At 45.8% G+C, this 13,744-nt stretch carries 8 protein-coding genes; 5 read left to right on the top strand and 3 right to left on the bottom strand.

Annotation, left to right across the window (positions count from 1 at the left end; all coding sequences use genetic code 11):
• Window positions 1-106: 106 nt before the first annotated feature.
• On the bottom strand, window positions 107-5,923 hold the full coding sequence (locus tag QUA13_RS24715; RefSeq protein ID WP_333202825.1) for a HAMP domain-containing protein: 5,817 nt from the start codon (window positions 5,921-5,923) through the stop codon (window positions 107-109).
• Here QUA13_RS24715 and QUA13_RS24710 point away from each other — a divergent pair.
• Window positions 5,922-6,071, top strand: coding sequence for a hypothetical protein (locus tag QUA13_RS24710; RefSeq protein ID WP_333202823.1), 150 nt, complete (start codon window positions 5,922-5,924; stop codon window positions 6,069-6,071). The genes QUA13_RS24715 and QUA13_RS24710 overlap by 2 nt on opposite strands.
• Before the next feature lie 374 nt (window positions 6,072-6,445).
• On the opposite strand, the gene QUA13_RS24705 is transcribed toward QUA13_RS24710, so the two are convergent.
• Entirely contained in the window at window positions 6,446-8,518 is a 2,073-nt protein-coding gene (locus QUA13_RS24705) for an FAD-dependent oxidoreductase (protein ID WP_333202821.1), read from the bottom strand.
• Window positions 8,519-8,678: 160 nt separating this feature from the next.
• Here QUA13_RS24705 and QUA13_RS24700 point away from each other — a divergent pair, with 160 nt between their 5' ends.
• From QUA13_RS24700 to QUA13_RS24690, 3 genes are all read left to right on the top strand, one after another.
• A complete protein-coding gene (locus tag QUA13_RS24700; protein ID WP_172190450.1) occupies window positions 8,679-9,191 on the top strand; it encodes a hypothetical protein in 513 nt (170 codons plus the stop codon).
• 90 nt (window positions 9,192-9,281) lie between these two features.
• Window positions 9,282-10,043 (top strand): aldolase/citrate lyase family protein, encoded by a 762-nt coding sequence (locus tag QUA13_RS24695; protein ID WP_333202819.1) that lies wholly within the window; start codon window positions 9,282-9,284, stop codon window positions 10,041-10,043.
• Window positions 10,044-10,325: 282 nt separating this feature from the next.
• Complete coding sequence (locus QUA13_RS24690; protein WP_333202817.1) at window positions 10,326-10,994, top strand: 2OG-Fe dioxygenase family protein; 669 nt, start codon at window positions 10,326-10,328, stop codon at window positions 10,992-10,994.
• Between the two features lie 225 nt (window positions 10,995-11,219).
• Here the strand turns inward: QUA13_RS24690 and QUA13_RS24685 are convergent, their stop codons facing one another.
• Window positions 11,220-11,633, bottom strand: coding sequence for a nuclear transport factor 2 family protein (locus QUA13_RS24685; RefSeq protein WP_190657739.1), 414 nt, complete (start codon window positions 11,631-11,633; stop codon window positions 11,220-11,222).
• Window positions 11,634-12,284: 651 nt separating this feature from the next.
• Between QUA13_RS24685 and QUA13_RS24680 the strand changes: the two genes are divergently transcribed.
• The gene (locus QUA13_RS24680) at window positions 12,285-13,550 is read left to right on the top strand and encodes a Na/Pi symporter (RefSeq protein WP_333202815.1); all 1,266 of its coding nucleotides are present in this window, start codon (window positions 12,285-12,287) and stop codon (window positions 13,548-13,550) included.
• The last annotated feature ends 194 nt before the right edge of the window (window positions 13,551-13,744 follow it).

Genomic DNA, 13,744 nt, shown 5'->3' with positions numbered 1-13,744 from the left:
CGCGAGCGTAGCCGAATTATTGGGACTTGGGAATTGGTTGTTTCATAATTGCTCTTTTTTCCTTCTTCCTTCTTCCTTCTTCCTTCTTCCTTCTTCCTTCTTTCCATTATCGATAAAGCCAAACACGCAGCAGCGAGAGCAACTGTTCGGTATCAACAGGTTTGGTAATGTAGTCAGAAGCGCCAGCTTCGATACATTTTTCCCGATCGCCCTTCATAGCTTTGGCAGTAAGAGCAATCATGGGCAGGGAAGCGAATTGAGGCATATTGCGAATTGCTTGCATTGTTTCGTAACCGTCCATCTCTGGCATCATCACGTCCATCAACACAATATTTATACCAGGCGTATTTTGCAATGTATCAATGCCCTGTCTGCCGTTTTCAGCAAACACAATTTCCATTTGATGGCGCTCCAGCATACTCGTCAGCGCGAAAATATTCCGCATATCGTCGTCAACAATCAAGACTTTTTTGCCCGCGAGCGTCGAATCAGTTTGATACAAATGCTCGAGCATTTGGCGCTTCGGTTCCGGCAAATCTGCTTGAACTCGGTGCAGGAACAAAGCTGTTTCATCTAACAAACGTTCCGGCGATCGCACATCTTTAACAATTATTGTTTCAGCCATGCGCTTAAGTTGAGTTTCTTCGGCTCTCGTCAACTCTTTTCCTGTATAAACAATAATCGGCAGACTTTTTAAAGTTGCATCTTTCTTGATCTGCTCGATCAGTTCAAAACCAGTCATATCTGGCAGTCCCAAATCGAGTACAATGCAGTCAAAATGCCCTGATAGCAAAGTTTCTAGCGCCTCTGCACCGCTCCCCACAGCCGTCGTTACAACATCGTGATTGCCGATTAAATCCACAATGCTGAGACGTTGTGTTTCGTCGTCTTCTACAACTAGCAGATTCTTGACTCGCCGATCCACAAAACCCTTAATATCAGTCAAAGCTTTGCTTAGAGCTTCGCTGCTAACAGGTTTTTGCAAATAGGCGATCGCCCCTAACTGCAAACTGCGCTGCCGCCCTTCTTCAACTGATACAATGTGAACCGGAATGTGGCGCGTATTCGGATCGTGCTTTAAGCGATCCAGCACTGTCCAGCCATCCATCACAGGCAAATTGAGATCCAGCATAATCGCAGTTGGCTTGAACTCTCGCGCCATCGCCAAACCGATATCGCTCCGCAAAGCCACTAAACCTTTAAAACCCTGATCCCGCGCCATATCTAAAAGAATGCGAGCGAAGTTCACGTCATCTTCAATAATCAACAGCACGCGATCGCCCAGCTCGACATTTTCCCGGTCATCAGCGATCATAGGTGATGGATAAGGGGCGATCGGCAAGTGGAAATTCGGCGCAGGAACTGCTGAAGAAATAGCAGCCGGCAATTGAGCCATTTGCTTGCCCGTTCCCGATTCTCCCTCATTGATTATTCGCGATTCTTGGTAAGTTTGGGGCAGATAAAGCGTGAACTTGCTACCCTCACCCGGGCGGCTTGTCAATTTAATTTCTCCGCCTAATAGATTAGCGATTTCTCTACTAATTGACAAACCCAAACCCGTACCCCCGTATTTGCGGCTAGTGCTACCATCAGCTTGTTGGAAAGCCTCAAAAATAACCCTATGTTTTTCAGCAGAAATCCCAATTCCCGTATCGCTAACTGAGAAAGCCAAAACAGTAGGGGAACTCCTTAAACTTTCTATCTCTAAACTCCACCCTTCCCGCGCTACTTCGACACGCAATTTCACCTCACCCCGCTCTGTAAACTTAAACGCATTAGAGAGCAGATTCTTCAAAACTTGTTGCAGCCGTTTAGCATCAGTATAGAGACCTTTTGGCAAGCCACCCTCAAGCTCGATTTGAAAACTCAACTTCTTATCCTGGGCGATTTGGCGGAAAGTTCGATCCAAATGATCTCGCAAGTCGGCAAACAACACTTGCTCAATTTCCACCGACATCGTGCCTGATTCAATCTTAGCGAGATCCAAGATGTCATTAATCAGCCCTAACAAATCTGTTCCCGCCGAGTAAATTGTGCGCGTGTATTCAACTTGCTTCAGAGTCAAATTTCCTTCTGTATTGTCAGAAAGCAATCGAGCGAGAATCAACAGCGAATTCAGCGGAGTTCGCAACTCGTGAGACATATTTGCCAGAAACTCCGACTTATACTTAGAAGTTAAAGCCAACTGTTCGGCTCTTTCTTCCAATAACCCCCTCGCCTGTTCGATATCTCGGTTTTTCCGCTCAACTTCCTTATTTTGTAGCGCTAGCAATTCAGCTTGTTCTTCTAGTTCTTCATTCGTTTGTTGCAACTCTTCCTGCTGCTTCTTCAGCAGTTCCTCATTCGTCTGCTGCAACTGCGCTTGCTGTTCTAGCCGCTTGTTAGTTTCCGTTAGTTCCTTTTGCTGAGCTTGCAACTCTTCTGCCAAAGATTGCGACTGTTTCAGCAACTCTTCCGTCCGCATACTCGCCGCAATTGTATTTAAAACAATGGCGATACTTTCCGTGAGTTGGTCGAGGAATGTTAAGTGAATTTCGCTGAAGCGCCGGAACGAAGCTAGCTCAATTACCGCTGTCACCTGCCCTTCAAACAGTACAGGTAAAACCACGACATTCAGCGGCGTAGATTCTCCCAGACCCGAGCTAATTTTAACGTAGTTGTCCGGCACTTCTGTCAACAGTATTCGTTCCTTTTCCAGGGCGCACTGTCCGACCAGACCTTCGCCTAAATGGAATTTATTTCCTAAGCTTTTACGTTCCCGGTAGGCGTAGGTACTTAACAGTTTGAGGAAGGGGTCGTGTTCTACAGTTTCCATCATAAAGAAGACGCCATGCTGAGCAGAAACCAGTGGCGTTAGTTCTGATAAAATTAATTTAGAAACAGTCTCTAAATCTCGCTGACCTTGCAGCATTCGAGTGAACTTAGCGAGGTTAGTCTTGAGCCAATCTTGCTCGGTATTCTTCTGCGTTGTCTCCCGGAGATTGGCAATCATCTGGTTGATGTTGTCCTTGACGATCGCCACTTCTCCTTCAGCAGCGACGGAAATTGACCTCGTTAAATCGCCTTTAGTAACACCAATTGCCACTTCGGCGATCGCGCGCACCTGAGTTGTCAAATTCGCCGCCAATTCATTCACGTTATCCGTCAAATCTCGCCAGGTTCCCGCCGCCCCCGGAACCTTCGCCTGACCGCCTAACTTCCCTTCAATTCCCACCTCTCGCGCCACCGTACTAACTTGATCCGCAAACGTCGCCAGCGTGTCGATCATCTCGTTAATCGTATCTGCCAGAGTCGCAATTTCTCCCTTAGCTTCCAGCATTAATTTACGCTTCAAATCGCCATTCGCCACCGCCGTCACAACTTTAGCAATACCCCGCACTTGCGCTGTCAAATTTCCCGCCATCGAGTTTACATTGTCGGTTAAATCTTTCCAAGTTCCCGCAACTCCTTTCACCTCAGCTTGACCGCCCAATTTACCCTCAGTTCCCACCTCCCGCGCCACCCGCGTTACCTCAGAAGCAAAGGAATTAAGCTGATCCACCATCACGTTAATAGTGTCTTTCAGTTCGAGAATTTCGCCTTTGACATCAACGGTAATTTTCTTCGATAAATCACCATTTGCCACCGCTTTCGTCACTTCCGCAATATTCCGCACCTGCGCCGTCAAATTCCCCGCCATCAAGTTAACATTATCGGTTAAATCTTTCCAAGTTCCCCCTACACCCCGCACGTAAGCTTGCACACCTAATTTACCTTCCGTTCCCACTTCCCTAGCAACTCTGGTTACTTCAGATGCGAAGGAGCTCAACTGATCCACCATGATGTTAATCGTGTTTTTCAGTTCGAGAATTTCGCCTTTAACATCAACGGTAATTTTCTTCGATAAATCGCCATTTGCCACAGCGGTTGTCACTTCCGCAATGTTCCGCACTTGGGCGGTAAGATTACCCGCCATCGAGTTAACTGAATCCGTTAAATCCTTCCAGGTTCCGGCAACTCCTTTAACTTCAGCTTGCACGCCTAACTTCCCTTCCGTTCCCACTTCCCTCGCAACCCTAGTTACTTCAGACGCGAAAGAATTTAACTGATCCACCATCGTGTTGACAGTGTTTTTTAACTCCAGAATTTCACCTTTAACATCGACTGTAATCTTCTTTGATAAATCGCCATTTGCCACAGCCGTCGTAACAGCAGCAATATTCCGTACTTGCTCCGTCAAACTACCCGCCATAAAATTAACTGAATCCGTTAAATCCTTCCAAGTTCCTGCTACGCCTCGGACATCCGCTTGACCGCCGAGTTTACCTTCGGAACCCACTTCCCTAGCCACCCTGGTTACTTCAGATGCGAAGGAATTAAGCTGATCCACCATCACGTTAATAGTGTTTTTCAGTTCTAAAATTTCGCCTTTAACCTGTACCGTAATTTTTTTAGATAAGTCACCGTTAGCCACAGCCGTCGTCACTTCAGCAATGTTGCGGACTTGTGCTGTTAAATTTCCGGCCATTGAGTTAACTGAATCCGTTAAATCTTTCCAGGTTCCTGCTACTTCCTGCACTTCTGCTTGTACGCCTAATTTCCCTTCGGTTCCCACTTCCCTCGCAACCCTGGTTACTTCAGATGCGAAGGAATTTAACTGGTCAACCATCGTGTTGACAGTGTTTTTGAGTTCAAGTATTTCGCCTTTAACATCGACGGTAATTTTCTTTGATAAATCGCCCTTTGCCACAGCAGTTGTCACTTCAGCGATGTTCCGCACTTGTGCTGTCAAACTGCCGGCCATGAAGTTAACGCTATCAGTTAAATCCTTCCAAGTTCCTGCAACTCCTTTAACTTCTGCTTGACCGCCGAGTTTGCCTTCGGAACCTACTTCTCTCGCCACCCGCGTTACTTCAGATGCGAAGGAATTTAACTGATCCACCATGATGTTAATCGTGTTTTTCAGTTCGAGAATTTCACCTTTAACATCTACTGTAATTTTTTTAGATAAGTCACCGTTAGCAACCGCCGTCGTCACGTCAGCAATATTCCGTACTTGTGCGGTAAGATTGCCGGCCATCGAGTTAACAGAATCCGTTAAATCTTTCCATGTTCCTGCTACTCCCCGCACTTCCGCTTGCACGCCTAATTTCCCTTCGGTTCCTACTTCTCTCGCCACCCGCGTTACTTCAGATGCGAAGGAACTCAACTGATCCACCATGATGTTAATCGTGTTTTTCAGTTCGAGAATTTCCCCTTTAACATCTACTGTAATTTTTTTAGATAAATCGCCATTTGCCACAGCGGTTGTCACGTCAGCAATGTTGCGGACTTGGGCTGTTAAATTCCCGGCCATCGAGTTAACTGAATCCGTTAAATCTTTCCAGGTTCCTGCAACTCCCCGCACTTCCGCTTGCACGCCTAATTTGCCTTCGGTTCCTACTTCCCTAGCCACCCGCGTTACTTCCGACGCAAAGGAGCTCAACTGGTCTACCATTGTGTTGACAATTTGGGCTGTTTGGAGGAATTCTCCTTTGAGGGGTCTGTCTTCTATTTCTAAGGCGATGGTTTGCGATAAATCTCCTTTTGCTACGGCCCGAATTACTCTGGCGGTTTCAGAGGTTGGTTGCACTAAATCTGTAATTAGGGTATTGACAGAATTTACGCTAGCTGACCATGACCCCTCGGCGCTGCCGATGGTGGCCCGCTGGGCGATTTTGCCTTCTTTACCGACCACTGTGCCGATGCGATCGAGTTCGGCCGCCATTCTCTCATTGAGCTCGATAATGTCGTTAAGTTCGTCAGCAATTTTTCCCGCTAGGCCGGTCTGGTCTATGGGCATCCGAACTGAAAAGTCTCCTTTTTTGACAGCTACTAAGGTTCTGAGTAACTGTTTGGCATAACCATTATTTGAATTGGGCTTTGTTATCTGTGCAGTTGACATGACCGTTACCTTTTTTGGCGAATTGGAAGGGGTTTGGCGCTGCTTCAGCGTTGATGGTGCAAGATATCTGGTTTGCAGTGCGGGTTCAGGCAGCACCAACCCTAGCTCTAATGAGTTTTTGGGGATGGTATTGCTATTATCGGACTAAAGTAGTAGCTGATTGCTTCCGTCAAAAGATGGATGAAAATTGGTGTCAATTATGGTATTAGGTTTTACATTACACAGGGAGCGAAAATAAAGTCAAGGGCTAGAGGATGCTTACCGCACAACAGCTTTTATGGACGATCGCACATCAAAGCTTCCCGTTCCCCCGGATTACAAAAAGTCGGCTATTCAATTACCCTCTTGAGGTTTAAAATTGGGCTCTGGAATAATTGGAGATACCACAGGTAAGTCAACAAAGTTGGTTAAACCATAGGGCAAGTCGGAAGCCCGGAGTGCGCCTGTTGCTTCCGACATCCCGCGGCAGTTGATAGGGTAAGGTGCGCGGCACAAGAACACCCTAAAGATTACCAACTGCGATTATTTCCAGTTTTGCCACGAACTATTGAAAATAGAAGTACCCGGAAAGGCGATCGGATTCTTATTTTGCTGCAACCGCAACTGCAACACTTCTAAGTTTGGCTCGCGAGATGGCAATTCGTCCACTAATTCATAAGGTATAATCCCCTTTTCTAGGGAAAAAGCAGCCGTAACTCCCGCCGCCGCACCGGCCGACCATTCAAAAGAATGCACTCGATATGCAGCCGCCGCCGTGTGGCTAACAGCAATACTTTTACCCGCTACTAACATATTGTCAATTTTCTGGGGAATCATTGCCCGCAGCGGAATTTGGAAGGGATAAGCTTGCCCTTGAGCTTTGCGAGTACCTTCCCGTTCGGTATTTCCCGGTGCTTCCGGCGGGCTGTTGGTCATGCAGGGGTGAAAGTCGATCGCATAATGACCTATACCCACAGAATCAGGATAAATCGTAGCGCGCGATCGCGATTTTGTATCCTCTACCGATTGACTTCCCACGGCCAAAGCGGGCGCGTTCAAACCACCCACAACCAACCACAAATTGCGATACTCTTCCTCCGACAAATTCTGGCGGTAAAAATCAGTCTTAAAGTCAGTGCGAGACATATCAACTTCCCACACTGTAAAACCTTGAGGCTGATTGAAACTCGGTCGCCCAATAATGCGCCGGCCCTCCCGCATATAAGGATATTTAGAAAGTCCGTGCACCGTCCCCATCGGCGAATCCAAACCGCTCAAAAAACGATTGTTTGGATTAGGCTTTTTCACTCCCTCTCCTAGCTGCGAGTCAGTAGTTCCTGTTACCAGCCAGTAGAAAAATCCTTGGGCATTTTCCTCCCCTCTGCGCAAAGTTTCCGTTCGCAAGCCGCCCATCCATCCCCCTGATTGCAGTTGACCGGACTCTTGCAACTGCTCGCGAGAATAAATTAAATTATCCAGGGCAGAACCGGGACGATAGTCATTGCCCCAAGTCCAGTTTTGCATCGAAATATCCCCCGGATAAATCGGGAATTGCTTCGGATCTGAAGGTCGCTTTCGATCGGGTCTCATGCTCCTGATTTGGCGGTAGGTAAAAACTAAGGGAAAGCTCGCCAATCTCTGCAATTCGTAACTGTAGTAAGGAGCGTATTGTTGATAAAAAGACGGCGCTTGATGCGGCTGCGGTTCCTTCGTTGCCTGCATTGCAAAGGTGTAGGTAAAACCTTGAGTGCAGTAAGCGTCGCCGCTTGGGCTGGGGGAGGAAGGTTCGAGAGGTGAACGCGGGTCAATTCCGAGGCGGTAAGGAACATCCGCAAGTCCGATCAATTCGCCTGTTTCGGTGGCATCTACAACGTACCAATCAGCAGGTCTAGGTTTTGAACTTGACTGGTTAGATGGTTTGGGAATAAACTCAATAATAGTTTTGTTAAATCGCGCCGAATTTTCGTAGCGATAGGCATCTTCGATAGTCTGAGAAAGAGTTTCGGTGTTGATTGGCGGGGTGTTGGCGGCCGGTTTGTGTTGAATGGCGATCGCACTTTTAATTTGTTGACCCCCAACTGCATTCCCCGCCACAGCAGGAGTAATTGCTAGTTCTTTAATAACTGTATTGGGAAACCATTTCAGCGTGCCTTTGCCTTTTTTAGCGGCATCCTGCAAGATGTTAAATAGAATTTTGTGACCGTCGTAGGGCATGAAACACGAATAGCTAACCCAACAGCCTCCGGGATTTAGCCGGCCGTAATGTTCCCCGATCCGCCGCCGCAATTCTAGGTAGCCGCGGGGGTAATATAAGAGCGATCGCTGAGTCTCTCTTTCATCGAGTGCGGAAGTTCCCTGGGAGGAAATTTGACCGCCTACCCAGTCAGTAATTTCAGTCAGGCAAACTGTGCGCCCCGCCAGCAAACCTTCGTAAGCCGTAGCAGCACCTGCGAGCCCGCCGCCTGCTACTAGAATATCGCAAGTTTCTGCACTGTCCCGATTGCGGGGAGGTGCGGCAAATACTGGCGAAATGCTCCCAATCGCGGAAATTATGCCGAGGGTGAGGCTAACGATCGATCGACCTTTGAGCAAAAATAGATACCGTCGAAGTTTCATCGGAGATTGTGGAATTAATTTTGACATCAGCGAAAAACACTCATCGCATCCAAATGTTTATTTTGCAGTATACTGGTATGTCGTGGTGCAGTCAGGGCCAACTTTTTTAGATAAGAGGCATTAATACCAGCCACAACTCTTGAACAGCCGGCTCAACCTTATGCTCAATATAGTCAAATTTTTTAGGTCATTCATTCCTTTTGAGAGTTTAACAATTACCACAAGTTTAACTTTTTCGGAAGTTTTGCGCAGGTTGGACGAAGTGGTTACTTTCCCCAAACTTTTTAGAATTATTCTACCCTTTGGCCCCCCACCTGCAAAACTTTATGAAGGAACAATTTCTGGCAATACATTCAAAATTAATCGCATTATCATCGGCCGCTATTTATTTTTTCCAATTATACAAGGAGATATACATACTCAACCCTTCGGTTGTTCCATCAAAATTAGGATGAGTTTACATAAAATAGTTATAGGATTTATAATTCTTTGGCTGTGGACAACTGGCAGTATTGGAATGTTTTCTTTATTTGCTTGGTTAGTCGAACCCTCTGTGGGACCAATATTTTTACCAATCTTAGGAATGTTTATTTGTGCCTGGCTTTTGTGCTTGATTCCTTTTAAAATAGAAGCAAAAGCAGCTACAAAATTTTTGTCGATTCTCTTAACCTAAAGTAATTTGTAACGGCAATGTTTTAGCTGTACTCTTAAAAACAATTTGGGTGCACCGGCATTCATCGGCAGTTAAAAAAACTCCAAATTTATGCGTCAAAACCAACTCAAACTAAAAATTAAACAAGGCGAAACAGTCCTGGGCTTATTTATGAACTGCGCTTATCCCGCATTCATGGAAATATGCGGTCACGCTGAATTTGATTTCGCCGTGATCGACATGGAACACGGGCCCCTGCACCCGCTTGCTGCTGAAGATTTGTGTCGCGCGGCCGACTGCACCGGAATTGCACCCATTGTTCGCGTCCGCAAAAACGACGGGCCGCAAATTCAACGAGCTCTCGACATCGGCAGTGCAGGCGTTCAAGTACCTCAAATTGAAAGCAAAATTGATGCTGAAACCGCTGTCAAAAGTGCTAAATACAGTCCTCTGGGCACGCGAGGTCTTTCCTTCGCTACGCGGGCCGGACTTTACACCGCGGCAGGTACAAATATCACTGACAAACTCAACGAAGAATCTTTAGTTGTGATTCATGTCGAAGGCAAAGGCGGCATCGACAACCTAGCAGAAATTGTTACTGTGCCAGAGGTGGACGTGATTTTTCTAGGGCCTTACGATCTGTCACAGTCGATCGGCATTCCCGGCCAAGTCCGCGATCCCCGAGTCATCGACCTGATGCAGGAGGCAGTGCAAACCATCCGCAAAGCAGGCAAAGCCGCGGGTACTTTTGCCGAAAACCCCGAAATCGCCAAGCAGTGGATTGATGCTGGCGTTCAGTACGTCGCACTTGGGGTCGATGTTGCCGTTTTCCTGCGGGCCTGTCAGTCGCTGGTCAAAGCAGTGCGGAGTTAATAGATCGAATCCGGTTAGATAATAATGATACCGCTCGCACTCCACTCGCGAGGGGGGACGCGAGCACTCTAGTCGGAAAGGACTTGCGCCCTGGGACGGAACAAACCGATTTTTTTGCATTAATCCTATAAATTTTGTTGAGCTTAGCCGTCGTCTTTACGATATCTTTGCAATTTTCGTAGTGTCTTTTACACACATACAAAAAACCTGCGCTAGAGTAGAAGCATACACCTCCTTAAGGCAAAATTAAGGAGGGGAGCAAGGCTTCAGGGAGAAAAATCTATGAAAACCGTATTAGAATCCATTCATTTGGATTACGCCTTCATGTTTACTTTCAAAAAAGTAAACTCGATTAAGCTAGAAGGTTTCAAGGATTTTTTTGACGATATGCCTGTCGATCCGTATGTGAAAGGTAAGTATCGTTCGAGAAGATTATCGCGGTTTGCAGTCAACGGAAATGAGTTAGTTAAGTTACCTCACGGCTATTTGTATCAAAGCAAAACATACAATCCGCTAGTGGGCGATATCAGGCGAGAATTTGCCGAATTGGACGATCGGCTAATCGCCCTCGATAATTTCAAACAGATGATTTTTGCTTTTTTCGATTCTTGCAAAATTCACCCCGAAGCTGAAATCGGCATCCATCAAATCAGGACGACTTGTTCGCCGCACAATTTCGGGAACCCCGCACCGGAAGGCATTCACCAAGACGGTACTGACTTTATCGGGATTTTCTCGGTTGACAGAACTAATATTGTCGGCGGGGAAACGCATTTGTACTTGGCTAAAAAAGAGAAGCCTGTTTTTAATAAAATTCTGCATCCGGGAGAATTGCTGTTAGTTAACGACCACGAGTTTTTCCACTTTACTACGCCGATTAAACCGGAATCTGAAGGCGTGGGAACCAGGGATGTTTTTGTCCTTACTTCTCCGAGTTTGCTTTGCGATTGAGGAGAGTTGGGCAATTGGGCGTCTTTCGTTCGTAGTGAGGGCTTTACTCCTTTCTATGGCGTTTATTCAATCATGACTAAATTCCTTACTACAAACCTTTTGTTAGTAGTGAGGACTTTATTTGTCTTTCTGGCGTTCAGTCAATCATGATCAAAGTCCTTACTACAAACCTGCATATTTTCCTAAAAAAATAGGTTTATGCGTCTCGCAACTCACAGATAAATCCTATCGAAACTTCCGTTCAGATTCTTGAATGGGAACATCATTAATGCTGGCTTCACGTCTTCGCATTAACCCATTTTCTGCAAATTCCCACTGTTCGTTACCATAGGCGCGATACCAGTAGCCAGAATCATCGTGCCACTCATACTCGAAGCGAACAGAAATCCGATTGTCTGTAAAACTCCACAGTTCTTTCTTTAAACGGTAATCTAATTCCTTTGCCCATTTTCGTCTTAAAAAAGCCTTGATTTCTTCCCGTCCGCTGAAGAATTCGGCACGGTTTCGCCACTGAGAATCTTCCGTATAAGCTAAGGCTACTCGTTCTGGATCGCGGGTATTCCAGGCATCTTCAGCAGCTTGAACTTTGGCTTTAGCCGTTTCTAACGTAAAGGGCGGTAGAGGTGGTTTAGTTTCCATCAGCTTTGTTTTTTGTGATTATAAAGGGTAAGTGCGGTGTGCATGGAACCCTACAGATAGCGTTTGTGCGTCGAGGACGGGCTTTATTAGATTAGATATTTTCCCCTCCCGTCCCTCTACATACAGCAGATTTCAGGTCGTCGATCGCACAGACGTGAAACTCTTTCGATCGCTCCTGTCATATCGTTTCCGGCGGCATCGGAGTAATATATTTGGATAATATCAGTGCGAGCGTCCCCGCTCGCTAACACGCTCGCACGCTTATAATTCCGATCCCACCGGATTTGATATCAGCCCTGCGATTCCTGGTGCGCCGACTGTCAATATTTGGCGGCGTGTGATTTTCTGACAGAATAAGTTCCTCCTTTCGGTGCGGTTAATTGATAGCGGTTACTTAAAGCTTAAAGAGTGTAAACAGTTCGTTCAACCTCGATTCTTGCTCTAAATTATCGAAATCTTGCTCTAGTTACTGATGGCGCCATGCGTTTTTTTTGGGAAGAAGCCACCCGTTAGTTTATGATTTGCGCAAGTTTTGTTAACCTGTTTATAAACCAATTATAATCTTTTTTCTCGATTTTTTAAACTATTTATTTAGGTAGATGTTTTGCAGTTAGTAAAAATTTAAAGTAAATAAAAAATTGAGGAAACCTCATGCGGTCTTTAATTAAGTCAAGGAATAAATTTTTTAACCTATTGGTACTCAGCTTTTTAGCAACAATCTTGATTGTTTTTCCTCCCTTAATCGGCGCTCGTTATAATTTATTTTACCCATCTTTAGAAGTTAGCGTCCAAGCTCAAACGCCCAATTCAAGCGAAGTAGAACCAACGCCTGCTGCTAGTGAAGGACAGCAACAGCAGAAGAATCAACCAGCTAAGAATGCCAGCGAAGGGGAAGATAAAAAAGAGGAAAAACTAGAGCTTTTTAAAATGACAATGGGCGCGATCGGGGGATTGGTGCTATTTTTATATGGTGTTACTCGGATGGCGGAAGGACTCGAAGCAATTGCGGGCGATCGCATGAAAGAAATTATCGGACATTTCACTACAAATCGCTATGCCGGACTCGCCACAGGCGCAGCAGCCACAACTTTATTAGATTCTTCATCCGTCACAATTATTATTACAATTGCGATGGTGAGTGCCGGATTGCTAACATTTGTTCAGTCTCTAGGAGTAGTTTTAGGTTCCAATATTGGTACGACTATCGGCGCTCAAATCGTTGCTTTTAAAATTAACGAATACGCGCCAATTGTTATGTTTATTGGCTTCTTATTAACTTTTATTGGTAAAACAGACCGACTAAAAAATATTGGTTTAGTTTTGCTGGGTTTTGGCTTACTGTTTTTCGGACTCGACCAAATTGAAAGCGCAATGGAGCCGTTTGAGACCTACCAACCATTTCTTAAGTTAATGGAAACTTTGGGAGAAAAACCCTTACTAGGAGCTGGAATTGGTGCCTTGTTTACCATTTTAGTTCAATCTTCCTCCGCTACGGTTGCTATTATAGTTACCCTAGCTAGTCAAGGTTTAATTTCACTTCCTGCTGGGATAGCCTTAATGTTAGGAGCGGAAGTTGGCACTTGCGCCGATACATTAGTCGCGACAATTGGACGAGAAAGACCTGCTGTACGAACGGGCATTTTTCATTTATTATTTAATCTGACGACCGCCACTTTGGGGATTTTATTTGCTAGTCAATTGGCGGCGCTCGCCCAATGGTTCTCCAGCTTATTTGGGCCAGGCGAAGATGTTGCCCGAGAAATCGCCAACGCTCAATTAATATTTAACGTATTGGGCGTAATGTTGGTTATCGGATTTCTACCATTAATTGCTAAGGGATTGGAAAAAGTGATTCCCAAAGGCAAGGATGAAACAGATTCGGCGTTCGATCGCAACTCGCGATCGGACTACAACTAGCATTTGACATAGGTAAAAGAGCAGCGAGCCACCAGTTAGCCCCAAAGAGTTGGGCGAAGTGAAACGTAGGGTTCGTTCCAAGTGCCCAACCTACAACTAACTCATGTTACTGAGACAGCAACAGTCCGGACAGTTTTTTGGGGTGAGTGGCGAGGAAAGCTATCCAAGGCTTAAAGTACAGTCATACATAAAAA

Origin of the sequence: Microcoleus sp. S28C3, assembly GCF_036700785.1 — a bacterium.
GTDB classification, from domain to species: domain Bacteria; phylum Cyanobacteriota; class Cyanobacteriia; order Cyanobacteriales; family Microcoleaceae; genus Microcoleus; species Microcoleus asticus.
This window is presented reverse-complemented; position numbering and strand designations above follow the sequence as displayed.

Coding starts and splice junctions, on each gene's coding strand:
- QUA13_RS24695 (WP_333202819.1), top strand. CDS start 9,282: ATGCGTCAAAACCAACTCAAACTAAAAATTAAACAAGGCGAAACAGTC.
- QUA13_RS24710 (WP_333202823.1), top strand. CDS start 5,922: ATGACCGTTACCTTTTTTGGCGAATTGGAAGGGGTTTGGCGCTGCTTC.
- QUA13_RS24700 (WP_172190450.1), top strand. CDS start 8,679: ATGCTCAATATAGTCAAATTTTTTAGGTCATTCATTCCTTTTGAGAGT.
- QUA13_RS24715 (WP_333202825.1), bottom strand. CDS start 5,923: ATGTCAACTGCACAGATAACAAAGCCCAATTCAAATAATGGTTATGCC.
- QUA13_RS24690 (WP_333202817.1), top strand. CDS start 10,326: ATGAAAACCGTATTAGAATCCATTCATTTGGATTACGCCTTCATGTTT.
- QUA13_RS24705 (WP_333202821.1), bottom strand. CDS start 8,518: ATGAAACTTCGACGGTATCTATTTTTGCTCAAAGGTCGATCGATCGTT.
- QUA13_RS24680 (WP_333202815.1), top strand. CDS start 12,285: ATGCGGTCTTTAATTAAGTCAAGGAATAAATTTTTTAACCTATTGGTA.
- QUA13_RS24685 (WP_190657739.1), bottom strand. CDS start 11,633: ATGGAAACTAAACCACCTCTACCGCCCTTTACGTTAGAAACGGCTAAA.